Genomic DNA, 24,903 nt, shown 5'->3' on the forward strand with positions numbered 1-24,903 from the left:
AGGGGTGTCGGCGGCCGGGCGATTCACTGTCGAAACGTTATGAACGCCGGTTCGGGCGTGTCGAATGACACAGATCAATTCGCCGATGAAGGGAACCCGCCCAGGGCGGCCCAAATCGGCCTTCGGAAAGGTCTTTCCGGTGGCAAAGGCGCCCGGCCCGCACCGCCTCGGAGCGGGCCGTCGGCGCCCGCTACTGAAGACGCGCCATCAGCGCATGCTCGACGAGCGTGATGAGCGCGCTCTTGGCCTCGTTGCGGTGCCGTGCGTCGGTGGTGATGATCGGCGTCCCGGGCCCGATCTGGAGCGCCTCGCGCACCTCGTCGGGCGTGTACGGCTGGTGCCCCTCGAAACCGTTGAGGGCGATGACGAAGGGCAGGCCGCTGTTCTCGAAGTAGTCGACGGCCGGGAAGCAGTCGGCGAGCCGGCGGGTGTCGACGAGGACGACCGCGCCGATCGCGCCGCGTACCAGGTCGTCCCACATGAACCAGAAGCGGTCCTGACCGGGCGTACCGAAGAGGTACAGGATCAGGTCCTGGTCCAGCGTGATCCGGCCGAAGTCCATCGCCACGGTCGTCGTGGTCTTGTCCGTGACATGGCTCAGATCGTCGATCCCCGCCGAAGCGGAGGTCATCACGGCCTCCGTGCGCAGCGGGTTGATCTCCGAGACCGCTCCGACGAACGTGGTCTTGCCGACGCCGAAGCCGCCGGCCACCACGATCTTGGCGGAGGTCGTCGCACGAGCTGTGTTGGCGGCGCTTCCACCGCCGAGGTCGTCAGATCTTGCGAAGTCCACTGAGCACCCTCTCCAGCAAGGTCACGTCCGGCGTGCCGCCGGCCTCGCCGCTGCCGCCGGGCTGGTGGATCGCCACCATTCCGGCCTCTGCCAGGTCCGCGACCAGGATGCGTGCCACACCCAGTGGGATGTGCAGCAGCGCCGAGACCTCCGCCACCGACTTCACCTCGCGGCACAGGTGGCAGATCCGCTGGTGCTCGGGCAGCAGCCCGGGCAGCTGGGAGGGGTCGGCGGTCGTGCTGACCAGCGCCTCGATGGCGAGCTGGTAGCGCGGCCGGGTCCGGCCTCCGACCATGGCGTACGGGCGCACCAGCGGCTGGTCACCTTCGCTCCCGTACGGCGCGTGGCTGTATGCGCCGTACGGGCCGGAAGTGGCAGGTGGCGGGGTCATGGGTCCTCCGGACGGGACAACTGACTGTCGTCGGTCGGGTTGAGCCGGTGGGGGGTTCGGCGGGCTGATGGTTGGCTACAGGCGTGGTGCGGTGAGGCGCTGCGGGCGCCTCAGTGCAGCAGGCTGCCCTGCAGTTCGGCGCGGAGATCGGGCGTCAGAACGGTGCCCGCGCGGTCGACCAGCAGAGCCATCTCGTAACCGACGAGGCCGATGTCGCAGTCGGGGTGTGCGAGAACGGCCAGGGACGATCCGTCGGAGACGGACATGATGAAGAGGAAGCCGCGCTCCATCTCCACCACGGTCTGGTTGACGGTCCCGCCCTCGAAGATGCGGGACGCGCCGGAGGTCAGCGAGGTCAGGCCGGAGGCCACCGCCGCCAGTTGGTCGGCACGGTCGCGCGGGAATCCCTCGGACATGGCGAGGAGCAGCCCGTCCGCGGAGACCACCACCGTGTGGGACACCCCGGGGGTGTTGTCCACGAAGTTGGTGATCAACCAGTTCAGATTCTGCGCCGCCTGGCTCATCGGACTCAACTAACGCTCCTGCTGGTGAGTGGGGTCAACAATGCCGTGGTTGCCGGTGGCGGACGTGCCGCCGGCCTGCCGGCCCTGCTGGATACCCCGACGGAGATTGGTCAGCCGCCCGCGCACATCACTGGGCGCACGCGAGACCTGCGGACCGGTCTGGGGGGACTGCTGTTGCTGCGCGGTGCCCGCCACGAGATTCGCGCGGGGGACGCGGCGGGGCAGTCCGGAGGTGGTGATACCGCCCGCGGCGGGCTGGCGGATCTGCTCCGCCTGCCGCCACGTCTCATCGTTCGGCGAGGAACGCCACTGGGCCTTGCCCTCGCCCTGCGCCGCCGGGTCCTGCGCCGGCGCGCCGTTGCGCGCGCCGTTCGCCGGGGCCTCGTCGCGGCCGGGTGCGCGGCGCGGTGCCGACGGGGCACCGGGCGCACCGGACTCTTCGGGGCGCTGCGGCGGCACACCGGCAGCCGCGGACGCCGGGTGATTGAACCAGTTCGACTCGATGGTGTCGAAGATCGGCGTACGGCCGTCTCCGGGACCCGCGTCCGAGCCGCTGAGCGCGTCGGCGGACGGCGCACCGCTGTCCTGCGGCCGCGCCACCGGGAACTGACCCGTCTCGTACTGACCGGTGTCGCTGTCGGGCTGGCGGAACTGGCCGGTCTCGTACTGGCCCGTGTCGCTGTCGGGCTGGCGGAACTGGCCGGTCTCGTGCTGGCCCGTGTCGCTGTCCGGCTGGCGGAACTGCTCGGTCTCGTACTGGCCCGTGTCGCTGTCGGGTCGGCGGAACTGTCCGGTGTCACCGGGTCCGCTGCCCGCGCCCTGGCCGGCCGGCCGGGCGAACTCGCCGGTGTCGCGGCCGCCCTGCGGTGTGAACAGGCCGGTGTCGGCCGGGCCGCGGCCGCCCTGGTTCGTGCCGGGCGGCGGGCCGTTGAAGTCGGGGCGGGCGAACGCCGTGGTGTCCGCGGGACCGCCGGCCGAGGGCCGCTCGAAGCTGCCGGTGTTCTCCGGCTCCTCGTGGCCGCGCGGCCGGTCCTGCGCCTCGCGGGGCGCCAGCGGCCAGTCGTCCCCGGAGTCGCCGCGCTCGCGGCGCGCGCCCCAGCTCGTGGTGCCCGGCTGCTGCTCGCCCTGGCCGTCCTGGGGGCCACGGGGGCCGGAACCGCCCGGCAGCGCGGCCGCGGGACCCCGCGGCGGCAGCTGCGGACGCTCCTCGCGCCGGGGCGCGCCGGTGGGCGGCGCCACGCTCGGCGACTGCTGACTGTTCTCGGCGCGGGCGGGCAGGCCGGGACGACCGGCACCGGGACGCCCGGCGGCCGGGCGCGGGTCGCCGCCCTGGGGCGCGCCAGGAGCGTTCGTACGGCCCGCGGGAGCCGAGGCGCCGAACGCGTTGGGCGCGCCGCCGGGACCGCCGCGCGCGGGCAGCGCGGGGCGCCCGCCGGCCGACGGACCCGAGCCGACCTGACCGCGCGGGGCCAGGCCCGCGAGCCGGCTGGACGGGGCGCTGCCGATGTCGCCGGCGCCGCTCTTGGCGGTGCTCGGCGCGGGCTTCTTGCCGCCCTGCGCGACGTCCACCGGGAGCATGACCAGCGCGGTGGTGCCACCGGAGTCGGAGGGGCGCAGCTGGATACGGATGCCGTGGCGCAGCGACAGCCGGCCGACCACGAACAGACCCATCCGCCGGGACACCGAGACGTCCACGGTCGGCGGGCTGGCCAGCCGCTCGTTGATCGCCGACAGGTCCTCGGGGGACAGGCCGATACCGGTGTCGTGGATCTCGACCAGGACGCGGCCGTCGGGCAGCGCGTGACCGGTCACCTTGACCTTGGTCTGCGGCGAGGAGAACGAGGTGGCGTTCTCCAGCAGCTCGGCGAGCAGGTGCACGAGGTCGTTGACGACCCGGCCGGCGACCTCGGTCTGCGGTACGGCGTTGAGCTCGATCCGCTCGTACTGCTCCACCTCGGAGGCGGCCGCACGCAGGACGTCGACCAGCGGCACCGGTCGCGTCCACCGGCGTCCCGGCTCCTCACCCGCGAGGACGAGGAGGTTCTCACCGTTACGGCGCATACGCGTGGCGAGGTGGTCGAGCTTGAACAGCGAGGACAGCTGGTCCGGGTCGGCCTCGCGGGACTCCAGCTCGGAGATCAGCGAGAGCTGACGCTGGATGAGACCCTGCGAACGCCTCGACAGGTTGGTGAACATCGCGTTGACGTTGCCCCGCAGCAGCGCCTGCTCGGACGCCAGCCGGACGGCCTCGCGGTGCACGTCGTCGAAGGCCGCGGCCACCTTGCCGATCTCGTCCCGGCTGTGCACACCGACCGACTCGACGGAGGTGTCCACGTCCTGCGGGTCGGCCTCGGACAGCTGCTTGACCAGCTCGGGCAGCCGGTCCTGGGCGACCTTCTGCGCGGTGTCCTGGAGGCGGCGCAGCGAGCGGACCATGGAGCGGGCCACGACGAACGCGCCGACCAGCGAGACGCCGAGGACGAGCAGGATCACCGCACCGTTGAGGATGGCTTCCTGGGTGGCCTCGTTGCGCAGCTCGCGGGACTTCTGCTCCATCTCGGAGAGCAGCGTCGTCTCGATGCGCGACATCTCAGCGATCTTGACGGTGTCGGAGTCGTACCAGTCGAGGTACTTGTACTCCTGACTGCGGATGCCGGCGCCGCTGGCGAACGAGCGGTGCGCGAAGGCGACAGCGGACTTGATCTCTTCGTTGTTGCCGTCGAGACCGAGGGTGAGCGCGTTGGGGTTGTTGGCGTAGATCTGCCGGAAGCGGTCCCGGGCCGCCTTCTCGTTGTCCTCCGCGTTACGTCCGGCCTGCCGGTCGTTGGAGGACAACTGCGGGCCGCCCTGGTGGGCGAGTCCGGCACTGACCAGGGCGCGCTGGATCGACGCGTACTCCTTGGCCGACGAGAACGCCGCCAGCGCACGGGTACTGCGGATCATCTCCGGGTTGCTGGTCGCCTGCGCCATGTCCTGGGAGAGGTCCAGCAGCGACTCGATCAGCTGGTTGTAGCTGGTGACGGTCCGCGCGGCGTTGCTGTCGTCCGTGTACGCGTTGTTGCGGATCTCGTTGAGGCCGTTGAGCTGGCGGGTGATCTCCAGGACGGTCGACCGGACACCGGCCATCGTGGAGTCCTGGCCCCGGATGTCGTCGGTGGCCAGTTTGAACGTCTTCTTGGCGTTGTCGGTCGACTCACGGGGCGCGACAACGTTCGCATCGTCCTTGGTGTTGCCCGTGCCGGCGATCGGTCCCGCCGACTTGTCCCGCTCCACCTGGAGCGCGTCGGCGAGCTCGGTCGCCCGCCGCGTCATCTCCGTGAGCAGCTGCATCTTGTCCAGCTGGTCGATGTTCTCCATCGAGTCCTGGATACGGAACGCGCCCAGCGTGGTCGCGGCGACAACGGGAAGCGCGAGCAGGGAGATCAGGCGGGTGCTGATGCGCCAGTTGCGCAGCGCTATTCGCGAGCCGGGCCCGGTCGGGCCCTTCGCGGCCTTGGGCTTGCCGGTGTCCGCGGAGTCGGCGCCGGGCGCCTGGCCGCTGCGATCGGACGACACACTGGTGCCGCCCGTCTGACCGTTGCTCTGGGCGCGCTGGGGCGTGGAGGCGCGGTCGGTTCCGCCGCGCAGCTCCGGGTCCGCCGCAGCGCTGCCATCCCTCTTGAAACGTCCCTGCACTAGCGTCGCAACCTCTGGACCAGGCGTCCCTCCGCGCTAACGGCGGGACGGTGTCGAGTCGTAGGGGACCGCTGAATCCCCCATGGCGGTCGTGAGTGACCGGCGGACTGCCCCCTCTGGCCGAGAGAGCGGCACCACCGCGCGGCGCCACTTTGCGCCCTGCGCGCCGGCTGAAACGTGCGGCGGTCCGTGGAATTCCAGCACAGTGCCGGATCTCCAACAAGAGCGGAGCCAGTGGCTGTGACATGGATGACGCATTGTATGGAACGCGTTACGGCACGTAGAGGATTGGGCTACCAATTTCGGACTTTTACCCACGAGTCGATCGCCTGGATGCGCTGTCCCAGGTGCGGTGATCAGGAGCGGAACGTGCGCTTCAATACGGCAATGTCCGATTCGCCCATGGATGTTGATCACGGGAAATGCGGCATTTGTCACACCCTTCGTGAGGAAACTCACAGGAAGATCGTTGACTTGACCACCACTTCGCAGGGAATAGCGCGCATAGCCTGACGCTTTACAGGGTTGCCCCGAATGACAAGGGCAGCCCTTTCGGCATGCCCGACGCCCTGGTCGGCATGCCGGATTCCCTATTCCTCATCCCCTCGCGAGGCGTGAAGCAGTGAAGACCACGATGATGTTCCGCAACATAGCCAACCCGCGGCGCACGACCCTGGCGCACCTCAAGGACGCCGACGAGCTCGGCACCGCGGTCCCCGAGGCACCGGAGCACACCGTCGAACTGCCCACCCAGACGGCCAACCCCCGCCGCACCATCCTGATGGACGCCCCCAAGGAAGACGCCCCCAAGGAAGACGCCGCCGTCTGACCGGGTCGCCCCGGCGGCACGCCGCACCGGCGGCACACGGCACCCGCGCAAGGCACCGGCGTCATACCGCAGCGGAGCGCCCGCTTCCCCGCGATAGCCTGGAGTGTCAACTCCGGCCAGTGATCAATGAGGGGCAGCGGCAACCCGTGCGCATCGCCAGATTCTCCATCGACGGCAACGTCGGCTTCGGCGTCGTCGAAGGCGACGAACTCGACGTCATCAAGGGGCATCCCTTCGCGGAATTCGAGCGCTCGGGCCAGAAGGTCCCCCTCGACAAGATCCGCCTGCTGCCGCCGGTGCTGCCCAACAAGGTCGTGGCGATCGGTCGCAACTACGCCGAACACGCCGCCGAGCTGGGCAACACCGTCCCTGACGCGCCGGTCACCTTCTTCAAGCCCTCCACCTCCGTGGTCGGCCCCGGCGACCCCATCGCGTACCCCTCCTTCTCCCAGGAGGTGCACCACGAAGCGGAGCTCGCCGTCGTCATCGGCCGGATGTGCCGTGAGGTGCCCCGCGAGCGCGTCAAGGACGTCATCCTCGGCTACACCTGCGCCAACGACGTCACCGCGCGCGACGTCCAGAAGCGCGAGGGGCAGTGGGCGCGGGCCAAGGGCTTCGACAGCTCCTGTCCGCTCGGCCCCTGGGTCGAGACCGGACTCGACCCCGCGGACATTGCCGCGGGGCTCGCGATCCAGTGCACGGTCAACGGTGAACAGCGCCAGCTCGGCCGCACCAGCGACATGGTCCGCCCGATCGAGGACCTGATCGTTCACATCACCGAGGCGATGACCCTGCTCCCCGGCGACGTCATCCTCACGGGCACCCCGGCCGGGGTCGGCCCCCTCAACGTCGGCGACGAGGTCGCCGTCACCATCGAAGGCATCGGCACTCTCACCAACAAGGTGATCAAGCGTGGCTAACGCGACCCCCGGCACCCCCGTCCGCGTACGTTTCTGTCCCTCCCCGACCGGCAACCCCCACGTGGGCCTGGTCCGTACCGCCCTGTTCAACTGGGCGTTCGCCCGGCACCATCAGGGCACCCTGGTCTTCCGCATCGAGGACACCGACGCGGCCCGCGACTCCGAGGACTCCTACAACCAGCTGCTGGACTGCATGCGCTGGCTGGGCTTCGACTGGGACGAAGGACCCGAGGTCGGCGGCCCGCACGCCCCGTACCGCCAGTCGCAGCGGATGGACCTCTACAAGGACGTCGCTGACAAGCTGCTCGCCGCCGGCCACGCGTACCACTGCTACTGCACCACCGAAGAGCTGGACGTCCGCCGCGACGCCGCCCGCAAGGCCGGCAAGCCCTCCGGCTACGACGGCAAGTGCCGCACGGTGACCGCCGAGCAGAAGTCCGCGTACGACGCCGAGGGCCGCACCTCGATCGTCCGCTTCCGGATGCCCGACGAACCGATCACCTTCACCGACCTGGTGCGCGGCGAGCTGACCTTCACCCCGGAGAACGTCCCGGACTTCGGCATCGTCCGCGCCAACGGCGCGCCGCTCTACACCCTCGTCAACCCGGTTGACGACGCCCTGATGGAGATCACCCACGTCCTGCGCGGCGAGGACCTGCTCTCCTCCACCCCCCGCCAGATCGCCCTCTACAAGGCCCTCATCGAGCTCGGCATCGCGTCCGCCATCCCCGAGTTCGGTCACCTGCCCTACGTCATGGGCGAGGGCAACAAGAAGCTCTCCAAGCGTGACCCGCAGGCTTCCCTCAACCTCTACCGCGACCGCGGCTTCCTCCCCGAGGGCCTGCTCAACTACCTCGCCCTGCTCGGCTGGTCGTTCTCGGCGGACCAGGACATCTTCTCCGTCGCCGAACTGATCGAGAAGTTCGACATCGCGGACGTCAACGCCAACCCGGCCCGCTTCGACCTGAAGAAGGCCGAGGCGATCAACGCCGACCACATCAGGCAGCTGGACGTGAAGTCCTTCATCGCGGCCTGCGAGCCGTGGCTGAAGGCCCCGCACGCCAACTGGGCCCCGGAGGACTTCGACGAGGCCGCCTGGCAGGCCATCGCCCCGCACGCCCAGACCCGCGTGACCGTCCTCTCCGACATCACGCAGAACGTCGACTTCCTCTTCCTCAAGGAGCCCGTCGAGGACGAGGCGTCCTGGACGAAGGCGATGAAGGGCGACCCGGCGGCCCTGCTGACGACGGCCCGCGCCAAGCTCGCCGACGCCGACTGGACCAGCCCCGAGTCCCTCAAGGAGGCCGTCCTGGCCGCCGGCGAGGAGCACGGCCTCAAGCTCGGCAAGGCCCAGGCCCCGGTCCGCGTGGCGGTCACCGGCCGCACCGTGGGCCTCCCGCTCTTCGAGTCCCTGGAGGTCCTCGGCAAGGACCGCACCATCCAGCGCATCGACGCGGCCCTGGCCAAACTGGCGGGCTGATCTCGTACGAGTGCCTCGGGCCCGGAAGCCGCTACGGCTTCCGGGCCCTTCGTGTAGCCAGGAGCAGACGACAACCTGAAGGGTGGGGACAATGACCGTAATAGAGGCTGAGGCAAGAGGAGGGCTGACCGTGACCGCGCTCGCCGACCGGCCGCACATGCTGCTGCTGAGCCAATTCGAAGAGCTGGCTCGTTTCGCCGCCCGCACCGCCGAGGGGCTGCGCCTGGAATTCATCAACGGAAGGCTTGGAGTCAAGGCAGTGCCGGATGGCGACCACGTCGAGATCATTGCTTGGCTTCAGCGCATGTGCATGCAGCACCGACCCGACCTTCACCTCTACGGCGAGCGGGGCCTCAAGATCCGGGCGTACCGCGAGGGCCGGGCGATCCCTGACGCTTCGCTCGCCAAGCCTGGCTCCTTTGCCGGGCACGGTGAGTGGAGCGGGTCCGAACCCGTCCTCATGGCTGTAGAGGTCACCTCGTTCGACCGCGACACCGACCGCCGGGACCGCAGGGAGAAGCCCCGTGCCTACGCGGAGACCGGTATTCCGGTCTATCTGCTGATCGACCGCGACAGCTGCGAGGTCACGGTCTACTCGGAGCCGGACGGTGAGCGCTACGACAAGGCCGTGATCGTGCCGTTCGGCAAGACGGTGACCCTTCCCGACCCGGTCGGCATCGAGCTCGACACCGAGCCCCTCAAGGACTGGGTGAACTGAGGGGATGAGGTGAGGGGACGATCCGCCGCCCGGTGTGCGGCGGATCGCGGTCTGGCCGAGCTGCCGGGGCTGTTGCGCGGCGTTATCGGTTTTGGAGCCCCGTCCACGATCAGGTAATGTTCTTCCTGCGCCGCCCGAGAGGGCCGAAAGGTCCGGCAGGGAAGCGCACATCAAACAAAACCCCCGCAGGGGGTTGTGCTTTGATGGCCTATGGTGTAATTGGCAGCACGACGGTTTCTGGTTCCGTTAGTCTAGGTTCGAGTCCTGGTAGGCCAGCTCGCAGAGCTTATCTGCAACCGCGGATCTCATCCGCAAGCCCCCGTTGTGTAGCGGCCTAGCACGCTGCCCTCTCAAGGCAGTAGCGCCGGTTCGAATCCGGTCGGGGGTACAGATCCTTCCCAGGGAGACAGTCCGGGTCGCACCCGCTGTTTCTCATGCAGGATCGCTAGGGCCCCCGTTGTGTAGCGGCCTAGCACGCCGCCCTCTCAAGGCGGTAGCGCCGGTTCGAATCCGGTCGGGGGTACTGGTCTATACCACCATGGGCTATGGTGTAATTGGCAGCACGACGGTTTCTGGTTCCGTTAGTCTAGGTTCGAGTCCTGGTAGCCCAGCGCAGTGTCCTTGCAGCACGGCTCAACTGCAACAAAACAGGCCCCCGTTGTGTAGCGGCCTAGCACGCCGCCCTCTCAAGGCGGTAGCGCCGGTTCGAATCCGGTCGGGGGTACGTAACGAGAAGGCCCTCCGCGTCACGCGGGGGGCCTTCTCGCATTCAACGGCCCTGTCCGAAGCGCCGGTTGGACTCCTCCGCCTCGGCCAGCCGGCGCAGGCTCAGCAGTACCGGCTCGTACAGCACCGTGAAGGCCACCGCGGCCTCCACCCGCTCCGTCGGCGTCTCGAACTCCTCGACCAGATCCAGGTCGAAGACGGCGAGTTGGGCCGCCTGGCGCGCGTAGGGCAGCAGATGCGCGGTGTCGCAGGCGTAGTCGAGGCGCTTCAGGGCCGCGATGGCGGAGACGAGCATCCGGAAGGCGGGGGAGGCGTCCGCCACGGTGCCGCTGAAGTGCCAGTCGAGGCGCTCCAGGAGCTCTGTGGCGGTGTGCCGGGCGGCGGTGGTCGCCGGGTCCGCCGCGTCGGGCTCCGGGCCGTACGGGAGGGCCTCCACGGCCGCGCCGAGCCGCATGTGCTGGTCGCGTGACTCGTCCTCGACGGCCGCCAGCACCTCCCGGGCGGTGGTCACGGGCATCCGGCCGACCTGGATCAGGGCGCGGACGAGCCGCAGGCGCCGCAGATGGTCGTCGTCGTAGGCCGACTGGGTGGCGCTGATCCGGTGGCCGGGCGGCAGCAGGCCCTCGCGCAGGTAGTACTTGATCGTGGCGGTGGACACCCCGCTGCGCTCACTCAACTCCGCCAGCCGCATCCGCTTGCACCTTTCCTTGGAGAGTGTCACTATCCAATCACGGGTAAGTGGATAGCTGGGCTATCCAATATGGCTAGGGGGCCTGTCATGAGCGGAAAGCCGATTCCAGGGCGGATGACGGCGGACGCCGAGGGGGACGTGGTCGTCTTCCTCATCGGGATGCGGATCAACAGCTGGTGGGCGGTGCGGAGTTGGGTGCCCGTGTTCACCGCGATGCCGCGGATGATCAGGGAGTTGTCCCGTGACCGGGGCGTCGGCATGCTCGGCACCCGGTTCGTCATGGGATTCCCCCGGCACGTCGGCGTCATCCAGTACTGGGAGTCGAAGGAGAAGCTGCTGGCCTACGCCTCCGACCGGAACGGCGAGCACCGGCCGGCCTGGGCGGCGTACAACCGCCGGGTGCGGGCGGGCCGGGACAAGGTCGGCTTCTGGCACGAGACCTATGTCGTCCCGGCGGGTTCGTACGAGAACGTCTACGCCAACATGCCGGCGCACGGCCTCGGCGAGGCCGTCGGTGTGGTGCCGGTCGGGCGGCGCGGGGAGCGGGCGGCCGACCGGCTGGCGGCGTAGTCCCCGGGGTCGTCGGTTGCGGTCTTGCACGGCACCACCGCAACCGACAACGGCTCCTGCGCCGGCCCGCGCCGCCGCGGGGTACTCAGCCGTTGCGTCGCAGGCCCTCGGAGAGGCGGGCGGCCGCGTCGATGACCGCCTGGGCGTGCATACGGCCCGGGTGGCGGGTCAGCCGCTCGATCGGGCCGGAGACCGACACGGAGGCCACCACGCGGTTGGAGGGGCCCCGTACGGGCGCGGAGACGGACGCCACGCCCGGCTCCCGCTCGCCGATCGACTGGGCCCAGCCGCGGCGCCGTACGCCGGACAGGGCGGTGGCCGTGAAGCGCGCGCCCTGGAGGCCGCGGTGCAGCCGCTCCGGCTCTTCCCAGGCCATCAGGATCTGGGCGGCCGAGCCCGCCTTCATGGGCAGCGTGGAGCCGACCGGGACGGTGTCCCGCAGTCCGGACAGCCGTTCCGCCGCCGCCACGCAGATCCGCATATCGCCCTGCCGCCGATAGAGCTGGGCGCTTTCGCCCGTCACGTCGCGCAGGTGGGTGAGCACCGGTCCGGCTGTGGCCAGGAGGCGGTCCTCGCCGGCCGCCGCGGCCAGCTCGGACAGTCGCGGGCCGAGGATGAACCGGCCCTGCATGTCCCTCGCCACCATCCGGTGGTGTTCCAGAGCCACGGCGAGCCTGTGTGCCGTGGGCCGTGCGAGCCCTGTCGCCGCGACCAGCCCGGCGAGGGTGGCCGGACCGGACTCCAGGGCGCTCAAAACCAGAGCTGCCTTGTCGAGAACGCCGACGCCGCTAGAGTTGTCCATGCAACGATACTCATGTCTCACAGTGTGAAACGCAAGTTCAATTTTCCAGGGAAGTCGTCACTCTGTAGATGTGGCCCTCGACCAGGGCCCGGCGTTGGGCCCGGCACGGGGATCGCGGGCACCTCGCACACTGTCGAGTTAGGCCGGCACAGCGGCCGGCCGGAGGGAAAGCGATGGGACGGACACTCGCGGAGAAGGTCTGGGACGACCATGTCGTCCGGCGCGCGGAAGGCGAGCCCGACCTGCTCTTCATCGATCTGCACCTGCTGCACGAGGTGACCAGCCCGCAGGCGTTCGACGGCCTGCGCAAGGCCGGCCGCACGGTCCGCCGGACGGATCTGACCATCGCCACCGAGGACCACAACACCCCCACCCTCGACATCGACAAGCCGATCGCCGACCCGGTCTCGCGCACCCAGCTGGAGACGCTGCGCAAGAACTGCGCGGAGTTCGGCGTCCGGCTGCACCCGCTGGGCGACGTCGAGCAGGGCGTTGTCCACGTTGTGGGACCGCAGTTGGGACTGACCCAGCCCGGCACCACCGTCGTCTGCGGTGACAGCCACACCTCCACCCACGGCGCCTTCGGCGCGCTGGCGTTCGGCATCGGCACCAGCCAGGTCGAGCACGTCCTGGCCACCCAGACGCTGCCGCTGGCGCCCTTCAAGACCATGGCCATCACCGTCGACGGCGAACTGCCCGACGGCGTGACCGCCAAGGACCTCATCCTGGCGATCATCGCCAAGATCGGCACCGGCGGCGGCCAGGGCTACGTCCTGGAATACCGCGGCTCCGCCATCGAGAAACTGTCGATGGAAGCCCGGATGACCATCTGCAACATGTCGATCGAGGCGGGCGCGCGGGCCGGCATGATCGCCCCCGACCGGACCACCTTCGACTACCTCCAGGGGCGCGACCACGCTCCCCGGGGCGCGGACTGGGACGCCGCGGTCGAGTACTGGCAGACGCTGCGCACCGACGACGATGCGGTCTTCGACGCCGAGGTCGTCATCGACGCCTCCTCGCTGGCGCCGTTCGTTACCTGGGGCACCAACCCCGGCCAGGGTGCGCCGCTTTCGGCGAACGTCCCCGACCCGGCTTCGTACGAGGACGCCTCGGAGCGCCTCGCCGCTGAAAAGGCCCTGGAATACATGGGGTTGACTGCGGGACAGCCGCTGCGCGACATCAACGTGGACACCGTCTTCGTAGGTTCGTGCACCAACGGCCGTATCGAGGACCTGCGCTCCGCGGCCGCCATCCTGGAGGGCCGTTCGGTCGCCGAGGGCGTGCGGATGCTGGTCGTTCCCGGCTCGGTGCGGGTCTCCCTGGAGGCCGTCGCGGAGGGTCTGGACAAGGTCTTCACCGCGGCCGGGGCCGAATGGCGGCACGCGGGCTGCTCGATGTGCCTGGGCATGAACCCCGATCAGCTGGCGCCCGGTGAGCGCTCCGCGTCCACCTCCAACCGCAACTTCGAGGGCCGGCAGGGCAAGGGTGGCCGTACCCACCTGGTCTCGCCGCAGGTCGCCGCCGCAACGGCGGTTCTCGGCCATCTGGCCTCACCGGCCGACCTGGCCTCAACGGCCGGCCAGCCTGACGTCACCACGCCCGCGGGAGTCTGAGAACCATGGAAGCTTTCACCACCCACACCGGCCGGGCCGTCCCGCTGCGCCGCAGCAACGTCGACACCGACCAGATCATCCCGGCGCACTGGCTGAAGAAGGTCACCCGCGACGGCTTCGAGGACGGGCTGTTCGAGGCCTGGCGCAAGGACCCCGGCTTCGTCCTCAACCAGCCGCAGTACAAGGGCGCCACGGTGCTGGTCGCCGGCCCCGACTTCGGCACCGGCTCCTCGCGCGAGCACGCCGTATGGGCGCTGCAGAACTACGGCTTCAAGGCTGTCATCTCCTCGCGGTTCGCGGACATCTTCCGCGGTAACTCCCTCAAGAACGGGCTGCTGACGGTGGTCCTGCCGCAGGAGACCGTGGACCGGTTGCAGGCGCTCCTGGAAGCCGACCCGACCACGGAGGTGACGGTGGACCTGGTCGACAGGCAGGTCCGCGCCGAGGCCCCCGGACAGCCCAAGCTGACTGCCGACTTCGAGCTGGACGAGAACGCCCGTTGGCGGCTGCTGGAGGGTCTGGACGACATCAGCCTCACCCTTCGGGAGGAGTCCTCCATCGCGGAGTACGAGGCGAACAGGCCGTCGTTCAAACCGCGTACGGTAGAGGTCTGACCTCGGGTTTTATGGCTCAAAGCCATATTGCGTACGATGCGCCCCCTGTGCAGTTGGCAGGGGGCGCATCTGCTTGTCGGGGCGGCTGTTGAGGCCCCGTGAAGCGACAACTCCCCGCAGATGGCACAATTAGCGCATGGAACGCGACGACCAACTGGAGCTCTACGGTTTCGTCGCCGACCGACTCAAGGACGCACACGCAAGAGTGCGGACACTGCAAGTCCCGGAGGGCGTACGGATGGCGCTGACCCGGAAGCTGCTCGTCATCACGGCCGCGGCTAAACACGATCTTGCGGACGCGGCAAGGCGTCTGGAGTGGTTCATGGAAGACCTCGACGCAGGTCGTTATCCCGAAGATGTGCACACCGACGGAAGTCCGTGAAGGTCGAGTCCGTTGCGGCACAAGGGTGATTAGCCCGTTTCGTGTTTGATTTGCGGTATATATCTGCCTAACGTGCGAAAAAGCTTGGAAACTTTCGTTCCAGCAATGTCTCCGAAGGGGAAGACGTGAACAAGGCGCAGCTCGTAGAAGCCATTGCCGACAAGCTCGGCGGCCGTCAGAACGCAGCGGAAGCCGTTGACGCGGTACTGGACGCAATCGTCCGTGCAGTTGTCACCGGCGACCGCGTTTCGGTCACCGGATTCGGCTCGTTCGAGAAGGTCGACCGCCCGGCCCGCTACGCCCGCAACCCGCAGACGGGTGAACGGGTGCGGGTCAAGAAGACCTCGGTGCCGCGTTTCCGTGCGGGTCAGGGCTTCAAGGACCTGGTCAGCGGCTCGAAGAAGCTCCCCAAGGGCGGCGAGGTCGCCGTCAAGAAGGCTCCCAAGGGCAGCCTTACGGGCGGTGCCGCCATCAAGAAGGCGGCCGCGAAGAAGGCCACCGCGAAGAAGGCCGCCGCGAAGAAGGTGACGGCGAAGAAGGCCGCGGCGAAGAAGGTCACCGCCAAGAAGGTCACCGCCAAGAAGACCACGGCGAAGAAGGCCACCACCGCGAAGAAGGCCACCGCGAAGAAGGCGGCCCCGGCAAAGAAGACCACCGCGAAGAAGGCCACCGCCAAGAAGGCCCCCGCGAAGAAGGCGACGGCGAAGAAGGCCCCCGCGAAGAAGACCACCGCCCGCAAGACGACCGCCAAGAAGACCACCGCCCGCAAGCGGTAATTCAGCAGCGGCGACGCCAGGCGTCGGGCCGGTCTCCCTTCGGGGAGCCCGGCCCGCGGTGCGTTCCGGCAGCGAACCGCTGGACGAGTAAGCCCGGTGTCCGTTCCGGCCGCTCTACGGGCGGACGAAGGGACACCGGACTTACTCGTCTAGGCTCTCTCCCATGCAGGCCACCTCGTACACCTACGACTCCGAGAACCGCTCCGGCAGCGTGCTGCTGGACGACGGGACCCCGCTGCCCTTCGACGCGGCGGCCTTTGACGCGGGCGGCCTGCGGCTGCTGCGGCCCGGTCAGCGGGTGCGCATCGAGGTCGAGGGCGAAGGCGACGGCCGCCGCATCGTCCTCATCACGCTCCAGACGCTCTGACCTGCGGCGGCGCCTGGGGCGCGGCGGCCTCCACCATCGCCCCGTCACCCGCCGGCGGCGGGGTGTGGCGCGCCGTGTGCGGGCCCACGCCGAGTGCCAGCGCGGCCCGCAGATCCTCGCCGGTGTCCACGTCCCGGCGTACCGACGGCACATCCGCCGCAAGGATCTCGCGCGCTCCGGAAGCGAGGTGACGGGCCCGCGACGGCCCCCCGAATGCCGGTGCCAATTCCACTCCGGAAGTCGCGGTCAGAAGTGTTGTCCCGATATCCGCTGCATCCGCGAGAAATGCGCGGGGAAATTCCGCGGCGGAATGGAGCACCAGACCGAGCTCGGCCGGACGCAGCGCGGGAAGATCGGCGTTCAGCGCGGCGACGGCGGCATCCGGGCGGCGCGCCCGCACCGTGCCCGCTCCGTGCACCAGTGCGGCGTTGAGCCCGCGGGCCGGAGTGTCGGGCACAATGCGCGCCCCCAGCGCCGCCAGTCGCTCCCCGGCCAGCGGATCGTCCGTGACAACCACCACATCCCTGACGTATTCGCAGGCCAGCGCCGCGGCGACGGTGTCCAGGGCGAAGGCCAGCGCCAGCCGGGGCCGGAACTCCTCACCGGTGGCCCGGGAGAGCCTGCTTTTGGCCCGCACCAGCGGCTTCAGCGGCACCACCAGGCTCCAGGCCGCCTCTGCCGCGCGATCTGCTCCGTCTCTTCGCATCGGCATCATTCTCACCCGCTGCCGCCGCCGTTCGGGAGTCGCGGGGTTACGGTGTTCTCGACATAGCGGGTACCTGGGGCGACAATCGTGCGGCTGCCGGCTCGCAGCAGCTCAGCAGGTCCCACTAGGAGGGTGTCCGAGTGTCCCGCCGCAGAATCGGCTTCTGGTATCGCTTGGCCGCGGTCATCTGCAAACCACCGCTTTTGGTTCTGTTCAAGCGGGACTGGCAGGGAATGGAGCACATTCCGGCTGACGGCGGATTTCTCACCGCGGTCAACCACAACTCGTACCTTGATCCACTCTCCTATGCGCACTATCAGTACAACTCCGGACGGGTCCCGCGATTCCTCGCCAAGGCCGGCCTCTTCAAGGGCGGCTTTGTCGGCCTGATGATGCGCCGCCTCGGCCAGATCCCCGTCTACCGGGAAACCACCGACGCCGCCACCGCGTTCCGGGCCGCCGTCGCCGCGATCGACAAGGGCGAATGTGTCGCCTTCTACCCCGAGGGCACCCTCACCCGCGACCCCGAGATGTGGCCCATGCAGGGCAAGACCGGCGCGGCACGGGTCGCGTTGCTGACCATGGCCCCGGTCATTCCCGTCGCGCAATGGGGCGCCAATGACGTGATGCCGCCGTACGCCAAGGAGAAGAAGCTCCGGCTCTTCCCGCGCAAGACGCTGCGGGTGAAGGCGGGGCCGCCGGTCGACCTGAGCGCGTTCTACGGCAAGGAGCCGACCGCCGAGGTCCTGCGCGCCGTCACCGACACCATCATGGCCGCGATCACCGAGCAGCTGGCCGAACTGCGCAGCGAGCCCGCACCGGCCGAACCGTTCGACTACCGCAAGGTCATCGCCCGGGAGCGGCGCGCCGCCCGGGAGGCCGCGAAGGCGGCGAACGCCACGGCTGCCGCGGACGCCCCCGCGGCGCCCGCCGCCCGTACGCAGCAGGTCCGAAGCACCCAGCAGGCACAGGAGGATGAAAGCAAGTGACGCGCTGCGCCGTCTTCGGCACGGGGTCCTGGGGCACCGCATTCGCGATGGTGCTCGCCGACGCGGGATGCGAGGTGACCCTGTGGGCGCGCCGCGCGGCCCTCGCCGACGCGATCAACACCGGCCACACCAACCCCGACTATCTGCCGGGGGTCGAGCTTCCCGCGTCCGTACGGGCCACCACCGACCCGGCGGAAGCGGCCCGCGGCGCGGAGTTCACCATCCTCGCCGTCCCCTCGCAGACGCTGCGCGCCAACCTCACCGAATGGGCGCCCCTGCTGCCCGCCGACACGGTCCTGGTCTCCCTGATGAAGGGCGTCGAACTGGGCACCGCCAAGCGCATGAGCGAGGTCGTCGAAGAGGTCGCCAAGGTCCCCGCGGAGCGCGTCGCGGTGCTGACCGGGCCCAACCTCGCCAAGGAGATCGCCGCCCGGCAGCCCGCCGCGGCCGTCGTCGCCTGCGCCGACGAGGCGGTCGCCCGGCGGCTGCAGACCGCCTGCCACACCCCGTACTTCCGCCCGTACACCAACACCGACGTGGTGGGCTGCGAGCTGGGCGGCGCGGTCAAGAACGTCATCGCGCTGGCCGTCGGCATCGCCACCGGCATGGGCCTGGGCGACAACGCCAAGGCGTCCCTGATCACCCGCGGCCTCGCCGAGACCACCCGCCTCGGCCTCGCGATGGGCGCCGACGCGCACACCTTCGCGGGCCTGGCCGGCATGGGCGACCTCGTCGCCACCTGCTCCTCGCCGCTGTCCCGCAACAACACCTTCGGCACCAACCTCGGGCGCGGTATGACGCTGGAGGAGACCATCGCGGTCACCAAGCAGACCGCCGAGGGCGTCAAGTCCTGCGAGTCCGTGCTGGATCTGGCCCGTCGGCACGGCGTCGACATGCCGCTCACCGAGACGGTCGTGGACATCGTCCACGGAGGCAAGCCGCCGATGCTGGCCCTCAAGGACCTGATGTCGCGCACCGCGAAGCCCGAGCGGCACTGAACGGCACGGGCGGCACTGAACGGCACGGGCGGCACTGAACGGCACGGGCGGCACGGGCGGCACGGAGCGGTACGGAGGAGTACGGAGCGGTACGGCGCGGCAGCGGTCCGTCAGATCCGGCGCCCGCGCCACCGGGGCGACGGCGACGCGGCACCACCAACAGCCGCCCGCAGCACTGACTACGAGCCGGTCAGCAGGTACCCTCGACGCGATATGAGCAGCGAGACCTCCTCCCACAAGCCCCGCGTCGCCGTCGTGTTCGGCGGGCGCAGCTCCGAGCACGCCATCTCCGTGGTCACCGCCGGAGCCGTGCTGGCCGCCATCGACCGCGCGAAGTACGACGTGCTGCCCATCGGCATCACGACCGACGGACGCTGGGCGCTGACCGCCGACGACCCCGAGCGGATGGCCATCTCGGACCGGCGGCTGCCCAATGTGGCCGAACTGGCCGAAACCACCGAGGGCGGCGTGCTGCTCCCGGTCGACCCGGTCAACCGCGAGGTCGTCTACAGCGAGCCGGGCTCGGTGCCCAAGGCGCTGGGCGAGGTCGATGTCGTCTTCCCCGTGCTGCACGGCCCGTACGGCGAGGACGGCACCCTCCAGGGCCTGCTGGAGCTCTCCGGCGTCCCCTACGTCGGCTCGGGCGTGCTCGCCTCCGCCGTCGGCCAGGACAAGGACTACATGAAGCGGGTGTTCACCTCCTTCGGGCTGCCGGTCGGCCCGTACGAGGTCATCCGCCCGCGGGAGTGGGACAGCAATCCCGCCGCCGCCCGCAAGAGGATCGTGGACTTCGCCGCCGAGCACGGCTGGCCGCTGTTCGTGAAGCCCGCCCGCGCCGGCTCGTCCATGGGCATCACCAAGGTCGCCGACCTCTCCGGCCTGGACGGGGCCGTCGAGGAGGCGCGTCGCCACGACCCCAAGATCATCGTCGAGTCGCTGCTGAGCGGCCGCGAGATCGAGTGCGGGGTCCTGGAGTTCGAGGACGGCCCGCGGGCCAGTGTGCCGGCCGAGATCCCGCCGGTCACCGCGCACGACTTCTACGACTTCGAGGCCAAGTACATCGACTCGGCCGACGGGATCGTGCCGGCCCCGCTGACCGCGGAGCAGACCGCCGAGGTCCAGGAGCTGGCCGTCGCGGCCTTCGAGGCGGCGTCCTGCGAGGGCCTGGTCCGTGCGGACTTCTTCCTGCAGGACAACGGCGAGTTCGTGATCAACGAGATCAACACGCTCCCCGGCTTCACGCCCATCTCGATGTACCCGCGGATGTGGCAGGAAAGCGGTGTGAGCTACCCGGAGCTGATCGACCGGCTCATCCAGGCGGCGCTGCGCCGCTCGACGGGCCTGCGCTGAGCGGGTCCTAGACCCCTGCCGGAATGGTCTTCTTGACGGCGCCCGCGAGGTCGGTGAGCACATTGACCTCGGGGGCGTACGTCCCGGGAACGGTCACCTCGACGTAGACCTTGCGCAGCACGACCGTGAAGCGATAGCCGTCGTCCTGCTTCTCGAAGAGCCATCTGACGCCGTTGACTTCCGCCCCTTCCGCGTTGGGGTTGTAATGTTCACTCCCGGCCGTCAAAACGTCGGGCTTCGGCACCCCACAGCGCAGTTGCACGGCAGGATCGCCCCATATGGCAGTGAAGTCGGAGACGGGCTCCGCGGTACCCCGCTGCAGCCCGTCCACGGTCCGCGGCAGCTCCTTGTGGAGCGCCCGGCAGTGCCGTACGGCGTCGCCCTTGGGGGAGGGCACGGCGATGTCTTCGGAAGAACAGCTCACCGCGGTGAACAGCACGGTGAGCACGGGCAGGGCCAGGTACCGGCGGCGCGTTGTGATCACCCGGCCGAGCATACGGGGGAACTAGAGATGGACGACCGGGCAGGTGAGCGTGCGCGTGATGCCTTCCACTTGCTGGACTTTCGCGACCACCATGCGGCCCAGCTCATCGACCGTGTCGGCCTGAGCGCGCACGATGACGTCGTAGGGGCCGGTGACATCCTCGGCGGTCTGCACACCGTTGATCTTCGCAATCACCTCGGCAACGGCGGAGGCCTTGCCGACCTCGGTCTGGATCAGGATGTACGCCTGTACCACGGAACCTCCAGGGCGGCTACGAGGATCATGTGGGGAGAAGGGACGCCACGGTACCGCGTCACCGAGCGGAGCGGGGAGACCCGCGCGGTGAACTCGGCAAGTACGGCGCAGTCGTCAGCCAAGTACGGATCGTCCGTACACATGGGAAGGGCAACAGCATGAAGGGCACCGTCGGCGAGCTGGGGGAATTCGGGCTGATCAGGGAGCTCACCTCCCGGCTCACCACCACCCCGGCCGTACGGATCGGGCCGGGGGACGACGCCGCGGTGGTCACCGCGCCCGACCGGAGGGTCGTGGCCAGTACGGACATCCTCCTGGAAGGGCGGCACTTCCGCCGCGACTGGTCCACCGCGTACGACGTCGGCCGCAAGGCCGCCGCGCAGAACCTCGCCGACATCGCGGCGATGGGCGCGGTGCCCACCGCGATCCTGCTCGGCCTGGTCGTCCCCGCGGAACTCCCCGCCACCTGGGCGACCGAGCTGATGGACGGGCTGCGCGACGAGTGCCAGGTGGCCGGCGCCGCCGTCGTCGGCGGCGATGTCGTACGCGGTGACACCATCACCGTCGCCATCACCGCGCTCGGCGATCTGCGCAACGCGGAGCCGGTCACCCGGGGCGGCGCCCAGCCCGGCGACGTCGTCGCGGTCACCGGCTGGCTCGGTTGGTCCGCCGCCGGCCACGCCGTCCTCTCCCGTGGCTTCCGCTCCCCGCGCGCGTTCGTGGAGGCGCACCGCCGTCCCGAGCCGCCGTACCACGCGGGCCCGGCGGCCGCCGGACTCGGCGCAACCGCCATGACGGACGTCAGCGACGGACTGGTCGCCGACCTCGGGCATATCGCGGAGGCCAGCAAGGTCCGTATCGACCTGCGGTCCGCCAAGATCGACATCCCCTCGCAGATGTCCGACATCGGCACCGCCGTCGGCGTGGACCCGATGCAGTGGGTGCTCAACGGCGGCGAGGACCACGCGATCGTGGCCACCTTCCCGCCGGATGTGAAGCTGCCCGCCCGGTGGAAGGTCATCGGCGAGGTGCTCAACCCCTCCGCACTGCCCCAGGTGACGGTGGACGGCGCGCCCTGGGCTAAGGCCGGCTGGGACCACTTCGGGGACAACATGGACCCCGAGTAGAGGGCGAGTAGATTCGGCGGCATGCACATACCTCCACGCGTGCTGACCGTCGCCGGTTCCGACTCCGGCGGCGGCGCGGGCATACAGGCCGACCTGAAGACGATGCTGGCGCTCGGCACCCACGGCATGAGCGTGCTCACCGCCGTCACCGCGCAGAACTCGCTCGGTGTGCAGGGCGCCTGGGAGCTGCCCGCGGACGCCGTACGGGCCCAGTTCCGCAGCGTCGTCGACGACATCGGCGTCCAGGCGGTGAAGACCGGGATGCTCGCCTCGCCCGAACTCGTCGAGACCGTCGCGGAGCTGCTCGCCGAGCTGCGGGTGCCCGTCGTCATCGACCCGGTCGGGGTCTCCAAGCACGGCGACGCACTGCTCGCCGCCACCGCCCTGGACGCGGTCCGCACCAAACTGCTGCCGACCGCCACGGTCGCCACCCCCAACCTGGACGAGGTCACCCAGCTGACCGGCCTGCGCGTCGACGAAGAGGCCGATATGCGCCGGGCGGCCGCCGCGATCCTGGACTTCGGACCGCGCTGGGCGCTCATCAAGGGCGGCCATCTGCCGGTCGTCCCCGGTGGCGCGGGCGCCGACAGCGCCGTGGACCTGCTCACCGACGGCACCGAGGAGCACTGGCTGCGCGCCCCCCGTCACGACAACCGGCACACGCACGGCACCGGCTGCACCCTCGCCAGCGCCGTCGCCGCGCAGCTCGCCAAGGGGGACACCGTCCCGCAGGCGGTCGCGGCGGCGAAGGACTATGTCACCGGCGCCATCGCGGGCGGCTTCCGGCTGGGCGCGGGCATCGGGCCCGTGGACCACGGCTGGCGCTCGCGCGGCTGACTCCGACAGCGGGGCGGGCGTGGCAGGGAGTGCTTCTGCCGTGCCCCGGGAACGGCAGAAGCCGGCCCACCTCTCGGTGGACCGGCTTCACAAGCAACCGACTGGGCTGCGCTACGGCTAAGACGTCAGCGCGAGACCTTGCCGGCCTTGATGCACGAGGTGCAGGCGTTCAGCTTCTTCGGCGTGCGCCCGATCACTGCACGAACCGTCTGGATGTTGGGGTTCCAACGACGGTTGGTACGGCGATGCGAGTGCGAGACACTCTTGCCGAAGCCCGGCCCCTTGCCGCAGACGTCGCAGTTGGCAGCCACGGGTCACTCCAAAGACTTCAGATGCACTTACGGTGAAATCCCAACGAGCCGAGTGCATTGACCGCCGGCTTCGCCAGGAGAGGAATGGCCCGATTTTCATCGGGCAACCGGAGCAGCATACAACGGCCGCTCCCGTAGAACGAAACTACCACGGGCTCTCCGGCCCCCGCCCCGGACTCCCCGCCCGAGCGCGGCTACTGTGCGGGTGCATTCCGTTAACCAGGAGGACGATGTGCCGTACCCGCTCGACGCCGCAGCGGTACGCACCTGGTGCGGGCTGGCCCTTGAGGCACTCGGCCGGGAGCGCGAGCGGATCGACGCGATCAATGTCTACCCGGTGCCCGACGGTGACACCGGCACCAACCTCTATCTGACGCTCGAATCCGCCACCCGCGCCGTCGAGGCCGCTTTCGACGGGCACGCCTCCACCGGTACCGCACCCGGCCTCGCCGATGCCATGGGCGCCATGGCGCACGGAGCCCTCATCGGGGCCCGCGGCAATTCCGGCACCATCCTCGCGCAGCTGCTGCGCGGGATGACGGAGGTGCTGACGGCCGCGGCGGCGCCGGACGGTGCGGCCGGGCCGGGCGCCGGAGAGGTGCTGCGGCGGGCGCTGCGCCGGGCCGCGGCATCGACGTACGAGGCCGTGGCGCACCCGGTGGAGGGCACCGTCCTGACGGTCGCGACCGCCGCCGCCGATGCCGCGGAGCGGGCCGGCGGCGAGGCCTCCGAGGTGGCGCGGGCCGCCCACGAAGGCGCCCGTACCGCCCTCCGGGCGACCCCTGGGCAGCTCGCGGTCCTCGGCCGGGCGGGCGTGGTGGACGCCGGCGGCTGCGGAGTCGTCGCGTTGCTGGGCGCGCTCGCCGACGCCCTGTCCGGGGAGGTTTCGACGGCCCCCGTCGTCGTACGGGCGGATGCCCCGATCCCTGAGGCGGCGGGCTGCGAGGTGGCGGCCCTTGGGGAGGCGGATGGCTGCGGGGACCCGCATGCGGACGGACCCGCCTTCGAGGTGATCTACCTCCTGGAGGCGGACGACGACGCCGTGGCGGGCCTGCGGACCCGGCTCGACGGGCTCGGCGACTCCCTGGTGGTGGTCGGCGGGGACGGCCTGTGGAACGTCCATGTCCATGTCGATGACGCGGGCGCCGCCGTGGAGGCGGGCATCGAGGCCGGCCGCCCGTACCGGATCGCCATCACGCACTTCGGCGGCACCACCACCCGCACGAAGGAGCCGGAGCTGGCGGCGCGGGCCGTGGTCGCCGTCGTGCCGGGCGAAGGGCTCGCCGGACTGTGCGCGGAGGCAGGCGCGACCGTGGTGTCCGTACGTCCCGGGGAGCCGCCCGCCAGCGGCGAGCTGGTGCAGGCGATCCGGCAGGCGCACGCCCGGGAGGTGATGTTGCTGCCCAACAACCCGGAGCTGCGGCACACCGCGGCTGCCGCGGCGGAGCAGGCCCGTACCGAGGGTGTGCGGGTCGCGCTGATCCCCACCCGCTCCGCCGTGCAGGGCATCGCGGCGCTGGCGGTGCACGAGCCGGGCCGCAGCTTCGACGCGGACGCGGTGGCGATGACCTCGGCCGCGGGCGCCACCCGCTATGCCGAGCTGGCGGTCGCGGAGCGGCAGTCGTGGACGATGGCCGGGGTCTGCCAGGCCGGGGACGTCCTCGGCCTGATCGACGGCGATGTCGCGGTGATCGGAGCCGACCTGGCCGGCACCGCGACGACCGTGCTCGACCGGATGCTGTCCGCGGGCGGCGAAATGGTCACCCTCGTTCTCGGCGCGGACGTTCCGGAATCCCTCGCCGAACGGCTGGAGCGGCATGTGCGAGAGCGGTATCTCGCCGTGGACACGGTCGTCTACGAGGGCGGCCGGTACGCGGCGCCGCTGCTGATCGGCGTCGAATAGCGTGCATGAGTCCACTGCGGCCGATGGGGTGGAAGGGACGCGGCGCTCTCATAGCCGGAGGCGCGAAAA

26 protein-coding genes and 5 tRNA genes are annotated in these 24,903 nt (G+C 70.1%); 21 read left to right on the forward strand and 10 right to left on the reverse strand.

What is annotated here, in order from left to right:
- Positions 1 to 190: 190 nt before the first annotated feature.
- From AB0I10_RS22750 to AB0I10_RS22765, 4 genes are all read right to left on the reverse strand, one after another.
- Positions 191 to 793, reverse strand: a complete 603-nt coding sequence (locus AB0I10_RS22750; RefSeq protein WP_363154390.1) for an ATP/GTP-binding protein — start codon at positions 791 to 793, stop codon at positions 191 to 193.
- Positions 774 to 1,184 carry a DUF742 domain-containing protein gene (locus AB0I10_RS22755; protein ID WP_363154391.1) on the reverse strand — a complete coding sequence of 137 codons (411 nt, stop codon included), beginning with the start codon at positions 1,182 to 1,184 and terminating at the stop codon, positions 774 to 776. Before AB0I10_RS22755 ends, AB0I10_RS22750 begins: the two co-directional genes overlap by 20 nt.
- Before the next feature lie 110 nt (positions 1,185 to 1,294).
- On the reverse strand, positions 1,295 to 1,708 hold the full coding sequence (locus tag AB0I10_RS22760) for a roadblock/LC7 domain-containing protein (protein ID WP_363154428.1): 414 nt from the start codon (positions 1,706 to 1,708) through the stop codon (positions 1,295 to 1,297).
- A gap of 9 nt (positions 1,709 to 1,717) precedes the next feature.
- Positions 1,718 to 5,383, reverse strand: coding sequence for a nitrate- and nitrite sensing domain-containing protein (locus AB0I10_RS22765; RefSeq protein ID WP_363154392.1), 3,666 nt, complete (start codon positions 5,381 to 5,383; stop codon positions 1,718 to 1,720).
- Positions 5,384 to 6,005: 622 nt separating this feature from the next.
- Between AB0I10_RS22765 and AB0I10_RS22770 the strand changes: the two genes are divergently transcribed.
- The 9 genes from AB0I10_RS22770 (at position 6,006) to AB0I10_RS22810 (ending at position 10,054) form a co-directional block, all read left to right on the forward strand.
- Entirely contained in the window at positions 6,006 to 6,212 is a 207-nt protein-coding gene (locus AB0I10_RS22770; RefSeq protein ID WP_363154393.1) for a hypothetical protein, read from the forward strand.
- A 146-nt stretch (positions 6,213 to 6,358) separates the two neighbouring features.
- Positions 6,359 to 7,132 carry a fumarylacetoacetate hydrolase family protein gene (locus AB0I10_RS22775; RefSeq protein WP_363154394.1) on the forward strand — a complete coding sequence of 258 codons (774 nt, stop codon included), beginning with the start codon at positions 6,359 to 6,361 and terminating at the stop codon, positions 7,130 to 7,132.
- A complete protein-coding gene (gene gltX / locus AB0I10_RS22780) occupies positions 7,125 to 8,612 on the forward strand; it encodes a glutamate--tRNA ligase (protein ID WP_363154395.1) in 1,488 nt (495 codons plus the stop codon). The genes AB0I10_RS22775 and gltX overlap by 8 nt, the downstream gene beginning before the upstream one ends.
- A 91-nt stretch (positions 8,613 to 8,703) precedes the next feature.
- The gene (locus tag AB0I10_RS22785; protein WP_363154396.1) at positions 8,704 to 9,330 is read left to right on the forward strand and encodes a Uma2 family endonuclease; all 627 of its coding nucleotides are present in this window, start codon (positions 8,704 to 8,706) and stop codon (positions 9,328 to 9,330) included.
- A gap of 204 nt (positions 9,331 to 9,534) precedes the next feature.
- A tRNA-Gln gene (locus AB0I10_RS22790) sits at positions 9,535 to 9,606 on the forward strand.
- A gap of 39 nt (positions 9,607 to 9,645) precedes the next feature.
- A tRNA-Glu gene (locus tag AB0I10_RS22795) sits at positions 9,646 to 9,718 on the forward strand.
- 62 nt (positions 9,719 to 9,780) lie between these two features.
- A tRNA-Glu gene (locus AB0I10_RS22800) sits at positions 9,781 to 9,853 on the forward strand.
- A gap of 16 nt (positions 9,854 to 9,869) precedes the next feature.
- Positions 9,870 to 9,941 (forward strand) — tRNA-Gln (locus AB0I10_RS22805).
- A 40-nt stretch (positions 9,942 to 9,981) separates the two neighbouring features.
- Positions 9,982 to 10,054: transfer RNA gene (locus AB0I10_RS22810), tRNA-Glu, on the forward strand.
- A 45-nt stretch (positions 10,055 to 10,099) separates the two neighbouring features.
- Here AB0I10_RS22810 and AB0I10_RS22815 read toward each other — a convergent pair.
- Positions 10,100 to 10,747, reverse strand: coding sequence for a MerR family transcriptional regulator (locus AB0I10_RS22815; protein WP_363154397.1), 648 nt, complete (start codon positions 10,745 to 10,747; stop codon positions 10,100 to 10,102).
- Between the two features lie 87 nt (positions 10,748 to 10,834).
- Between AB0I10_RS22815 and AB0I10_RS22820 the strand changes: the two genes are divergently transcribed.
- Positions 10,835 to 11,317 (forward strand): DUF4188 domain-containing protein, encoded by a 483-nt coding sequence (locus AB0I10_RS22820; RefSeq protein ID WP_363154398.1) that lies wholly within the window; start codon positions 10,835 to 10,837, stop codon positions 11,315 to 11,317.
- A gap of 85 nt (positions 11,318 to 11,402) precedes the next feature.
- Here the strand turns inward: AB0I10_RS22820 and ndgR are convergent, their stop codons facing one another.
- A complete protein-coding gene (gene ndgR / locus AB0I10_RS22825) occupies positions 11,403 to 12,119 on the reverse strand; it encodes an IclR family transcriptional regulator NdgR (RefSeq protein ID WP_088800245.1) in 717 nt (238 codons plus the stop codon).
- A gap of 173 nt (positions 12,120 to 12,292) precedes the next feature.
- Here ndgR and leuC point away from each other — a divergent pair, with 173 nt between their 5' ends.
- The 5 genes from leuC to AB0I10_RS22850 all read left to right on the forward strand — a co-directional run bounded on the left by leuC (position 12,293) and on the right by AB0I10_RS22850 (position 15,874).
- Positions 12,293 to 13,735, forward strand: a complete 1,443-nt coding sequence (gene leuC / locus AB0I10_RS22830) for a 3-isopropylmalate dehydratase large subunit (RefSeq protein ID WP_363154399.1) — start codon at positions 12,293 to 12,295, stop codon at positions 13,733 to 13,735.
- 5 nt (positions 13,736 to 13,740) lie between these two features.
- On the forward strand, positions 13,741 to 14,349 hold the full coding sequence (gene leuD, locus AB0I10_RS22835; RefSeq protein WP_363154400.1) for a 3-isopropylmalate dehydratase small subunit: 609 nt from the start codon (positions 13,741 to 13,743) through the stop codon (positions 14,347 to 14,349).
- Between the two features lie 136 nt (positions 14,350 to 14,485).
- Positions 14,486 to 14,731 (forward strand): hypothetical protein, encoded by a 246-nt coding sequence (locus AB0I10_RS22840; RefSeq protein WP_363154401.1) that lies wholly within the window; start codon positions 14,486 to 14,488, stop codon positions 14,729 to 14,731.
- 125 nt (positions 14,732 to 14,856) lie between these two features.
- On the forward strand, positions 14,857 to 15,507 hold the full coding sequence (locus tag AB0I10_RS22845; protein WP_363154402.1) for an HU family DNA-binding protein: 651 nt from the start codon (positions 14,857 to 14,859) through the stop codon (positions 15,505 to 15,507).
- A gap of 163 nt (positions 15,508 to 15,670) precedes the next feature.
- A complete protein-coding gene (locus AB0I10_RS22850; RefSeq protein WP_363154403.1) occupies positions 15,671 to 15,874 on the forward strand; it encodes a hypothetical protein in 204 nt (67 codons plus the stop codon).
- On the opposite strand, the gene cofC is transcribed toward AB0I10_RS22850, so the two are convergent.
- Positions 15,855 to 16,580: a 2-phospho-L-lactate guanylyltransferase gene (gene cofC / locus AB0I10_RS22855; protein ID WP_363154404.1), complete on the reverse strand. Its 726-nt coding sequence runs from the start codon at positions 16,578 to 16,580 to the stop codon at positions 15,855 to 15,857. The genes AB0I10_RS22850 and cofC overlap by 20 nt on opposite strands.
- A 140-nt stretch (positions 16,581 to 16,720) precedes the next feature.
- On the opposite strand from cofC, the gene AB0I10_RS22860 reads away from it, so the two are divergent.
- The 3 genes from AB0I10_RS22860 to AB0I10_RS22870 all read left to right on the forward strand — a co-directional run bounded on the left by AB0I10_RS22860 (position 16,721) and on the right by AB0I10_RS22870 (position 19,917).
- Positions 16,721 to 17,569 (forward strand): lysophospholipid acyltransferase family protein, encoded by an 849-nt coding sequence (locus tag AB0I10_RS22860; protein WP_363154405.1) that lies wholly within the window; start codon positions 16,721 to 16,723, stop codon positions 17,567 to 17,569.
- Positions 17,566 to 18,567: an NAD(P)H-dependent glycerol-3-phosphate dehydrogenase gene (locus AB0I10_RS22865; protein WP_363154406.1), complete on the forward strand. Its 1,002-nt coding sequence runs from the start codon at positions 17,566 to 17,568 to the stop codon at positions 18,565 to 18,567. The genes AB0I10_RS22860 and AB0I10_RS22865 overlap by 4 nt, the downstream gene beginning before the upstream one ends.
- Before the next feature lie 213 nt (positions 18,568 to 18,780).
- Positions 18,781 to 19,917, forward strand: coding sequence for a D-alanine--D-alanine ligase family protein (locus AB0I10_RS22870; RefSeq protein ID WP_363154407.1), 1,137 nt, complete (start codon positions 18,781 to 18,783; stop codon positions 19,915 to 19,917).
- Between the two features lie 7 nt (positions 19,918 to 19,924).
- Here the strand turns inward: AB0I10_RS22870 and AB0I10_RS22875 are convergent, their stop codons facing one another.
- Positions 19,925 to 20,401, reverse strand: coding sequence for a DUF3515 domain-containing protein (locus AB0I10_RS22875; RefSeq protein ID WP_363154408.1), 477 nt, complete (start codon positions 20,399 to 20,401; stop codon positions 19,925 to 19,927).
- A gap of 21 nt (positions 20,402 to 20,422) precedes the next feature.
- Positions 20,423 to 20,656: an Lrp/AsnC ligand binding domain-containing protein gene (locus AB0I10_RS22880; RefSeq protein WP_363154409.1), complete on the reverse strand. Its 234-nt coding sequence runs from the start codon at positions 20,654 to 20,656 to the stop codon at positions 20,423 to 20,425.
- A gap of 158 nt (positions 20,657 to 20,814) precedes the next feature.
- On the opposite strand from AB0I10_RS22880, the gene AB0I10_RS22885 reads away from it, so the two are divergent.
- Positions 20,815 to 21,783: a thiamine-phosphate kinase gene (locus AB0I10_RS22885; protein ID WP_363154410.1), complete on the forward strand. Its 969-nt coding sequence runs from the start codon at positions 20,815 to 20,817 to the stop codon at positions 21,781 to 21,783.
- Positions 21,784 to 21,804: 21 nt separating this feature from the next.
- Positions 21,805 to 22,620 carry a bifunctional hydroxymethylpyrimidine kinase/phosphomethylpyrimidine kinase gene (thiD, locus tag AB0I10_RS22890; protein ID WP_363154411.1) on the forward strand — a complete coding sequence of 272 codons (816 nt, stop codon included), beginning with the start codon at positions 21,805 to 21,807 and terminating at the stop codon, positions 22,618 to 22,620.
- Between the two features lie 125 nt (positions 22,621 to 22,745).
- Here thiD and rpmB read toward each other — a convergent pair whose 3' ends face one another.
- Positions 22,746 to 22,931, reverse strand: a complete 186-nt coding sequence (rpmB, locus tag AB0I10_RS22895; protein WP_006602870.1) for a 50S ribosomal protein L28 — start codon at positions 22,929 to 22,931, stop codon at positions 22,746 to 22,748.
- 232 nt (positions 22,932 to 23,163) lie between these two features.
- Between rpmB and AB0I10_RS22900 the strand changes: the two genes are divergently transcribed.
- On the forward strand, positions 23,164 to 24,834 hold the full coding sequence (locus AB0I10_RS22900; protein ID WP_363154412.1) for a DAK2 domain-containing protein: 1,671 nt from the start codon (positions 23,164 to 23,166) through the stop codon (positions 24,832 to 24,834).
- The last annotated feature ends 69 nt before the right edge of the window (positions 24,835 to 24,903 follow it).

Source organism: Streptomyces sp. NPDC050636 (genome assembly GCF_040654775.1).
In the GTDB taxonomy this organism is placed as follows: domain Bacteria; phylum Actinomycetota; class Actinomycetes; order Streptomycetales; family Streptomycetaceae; genus Streptomyces.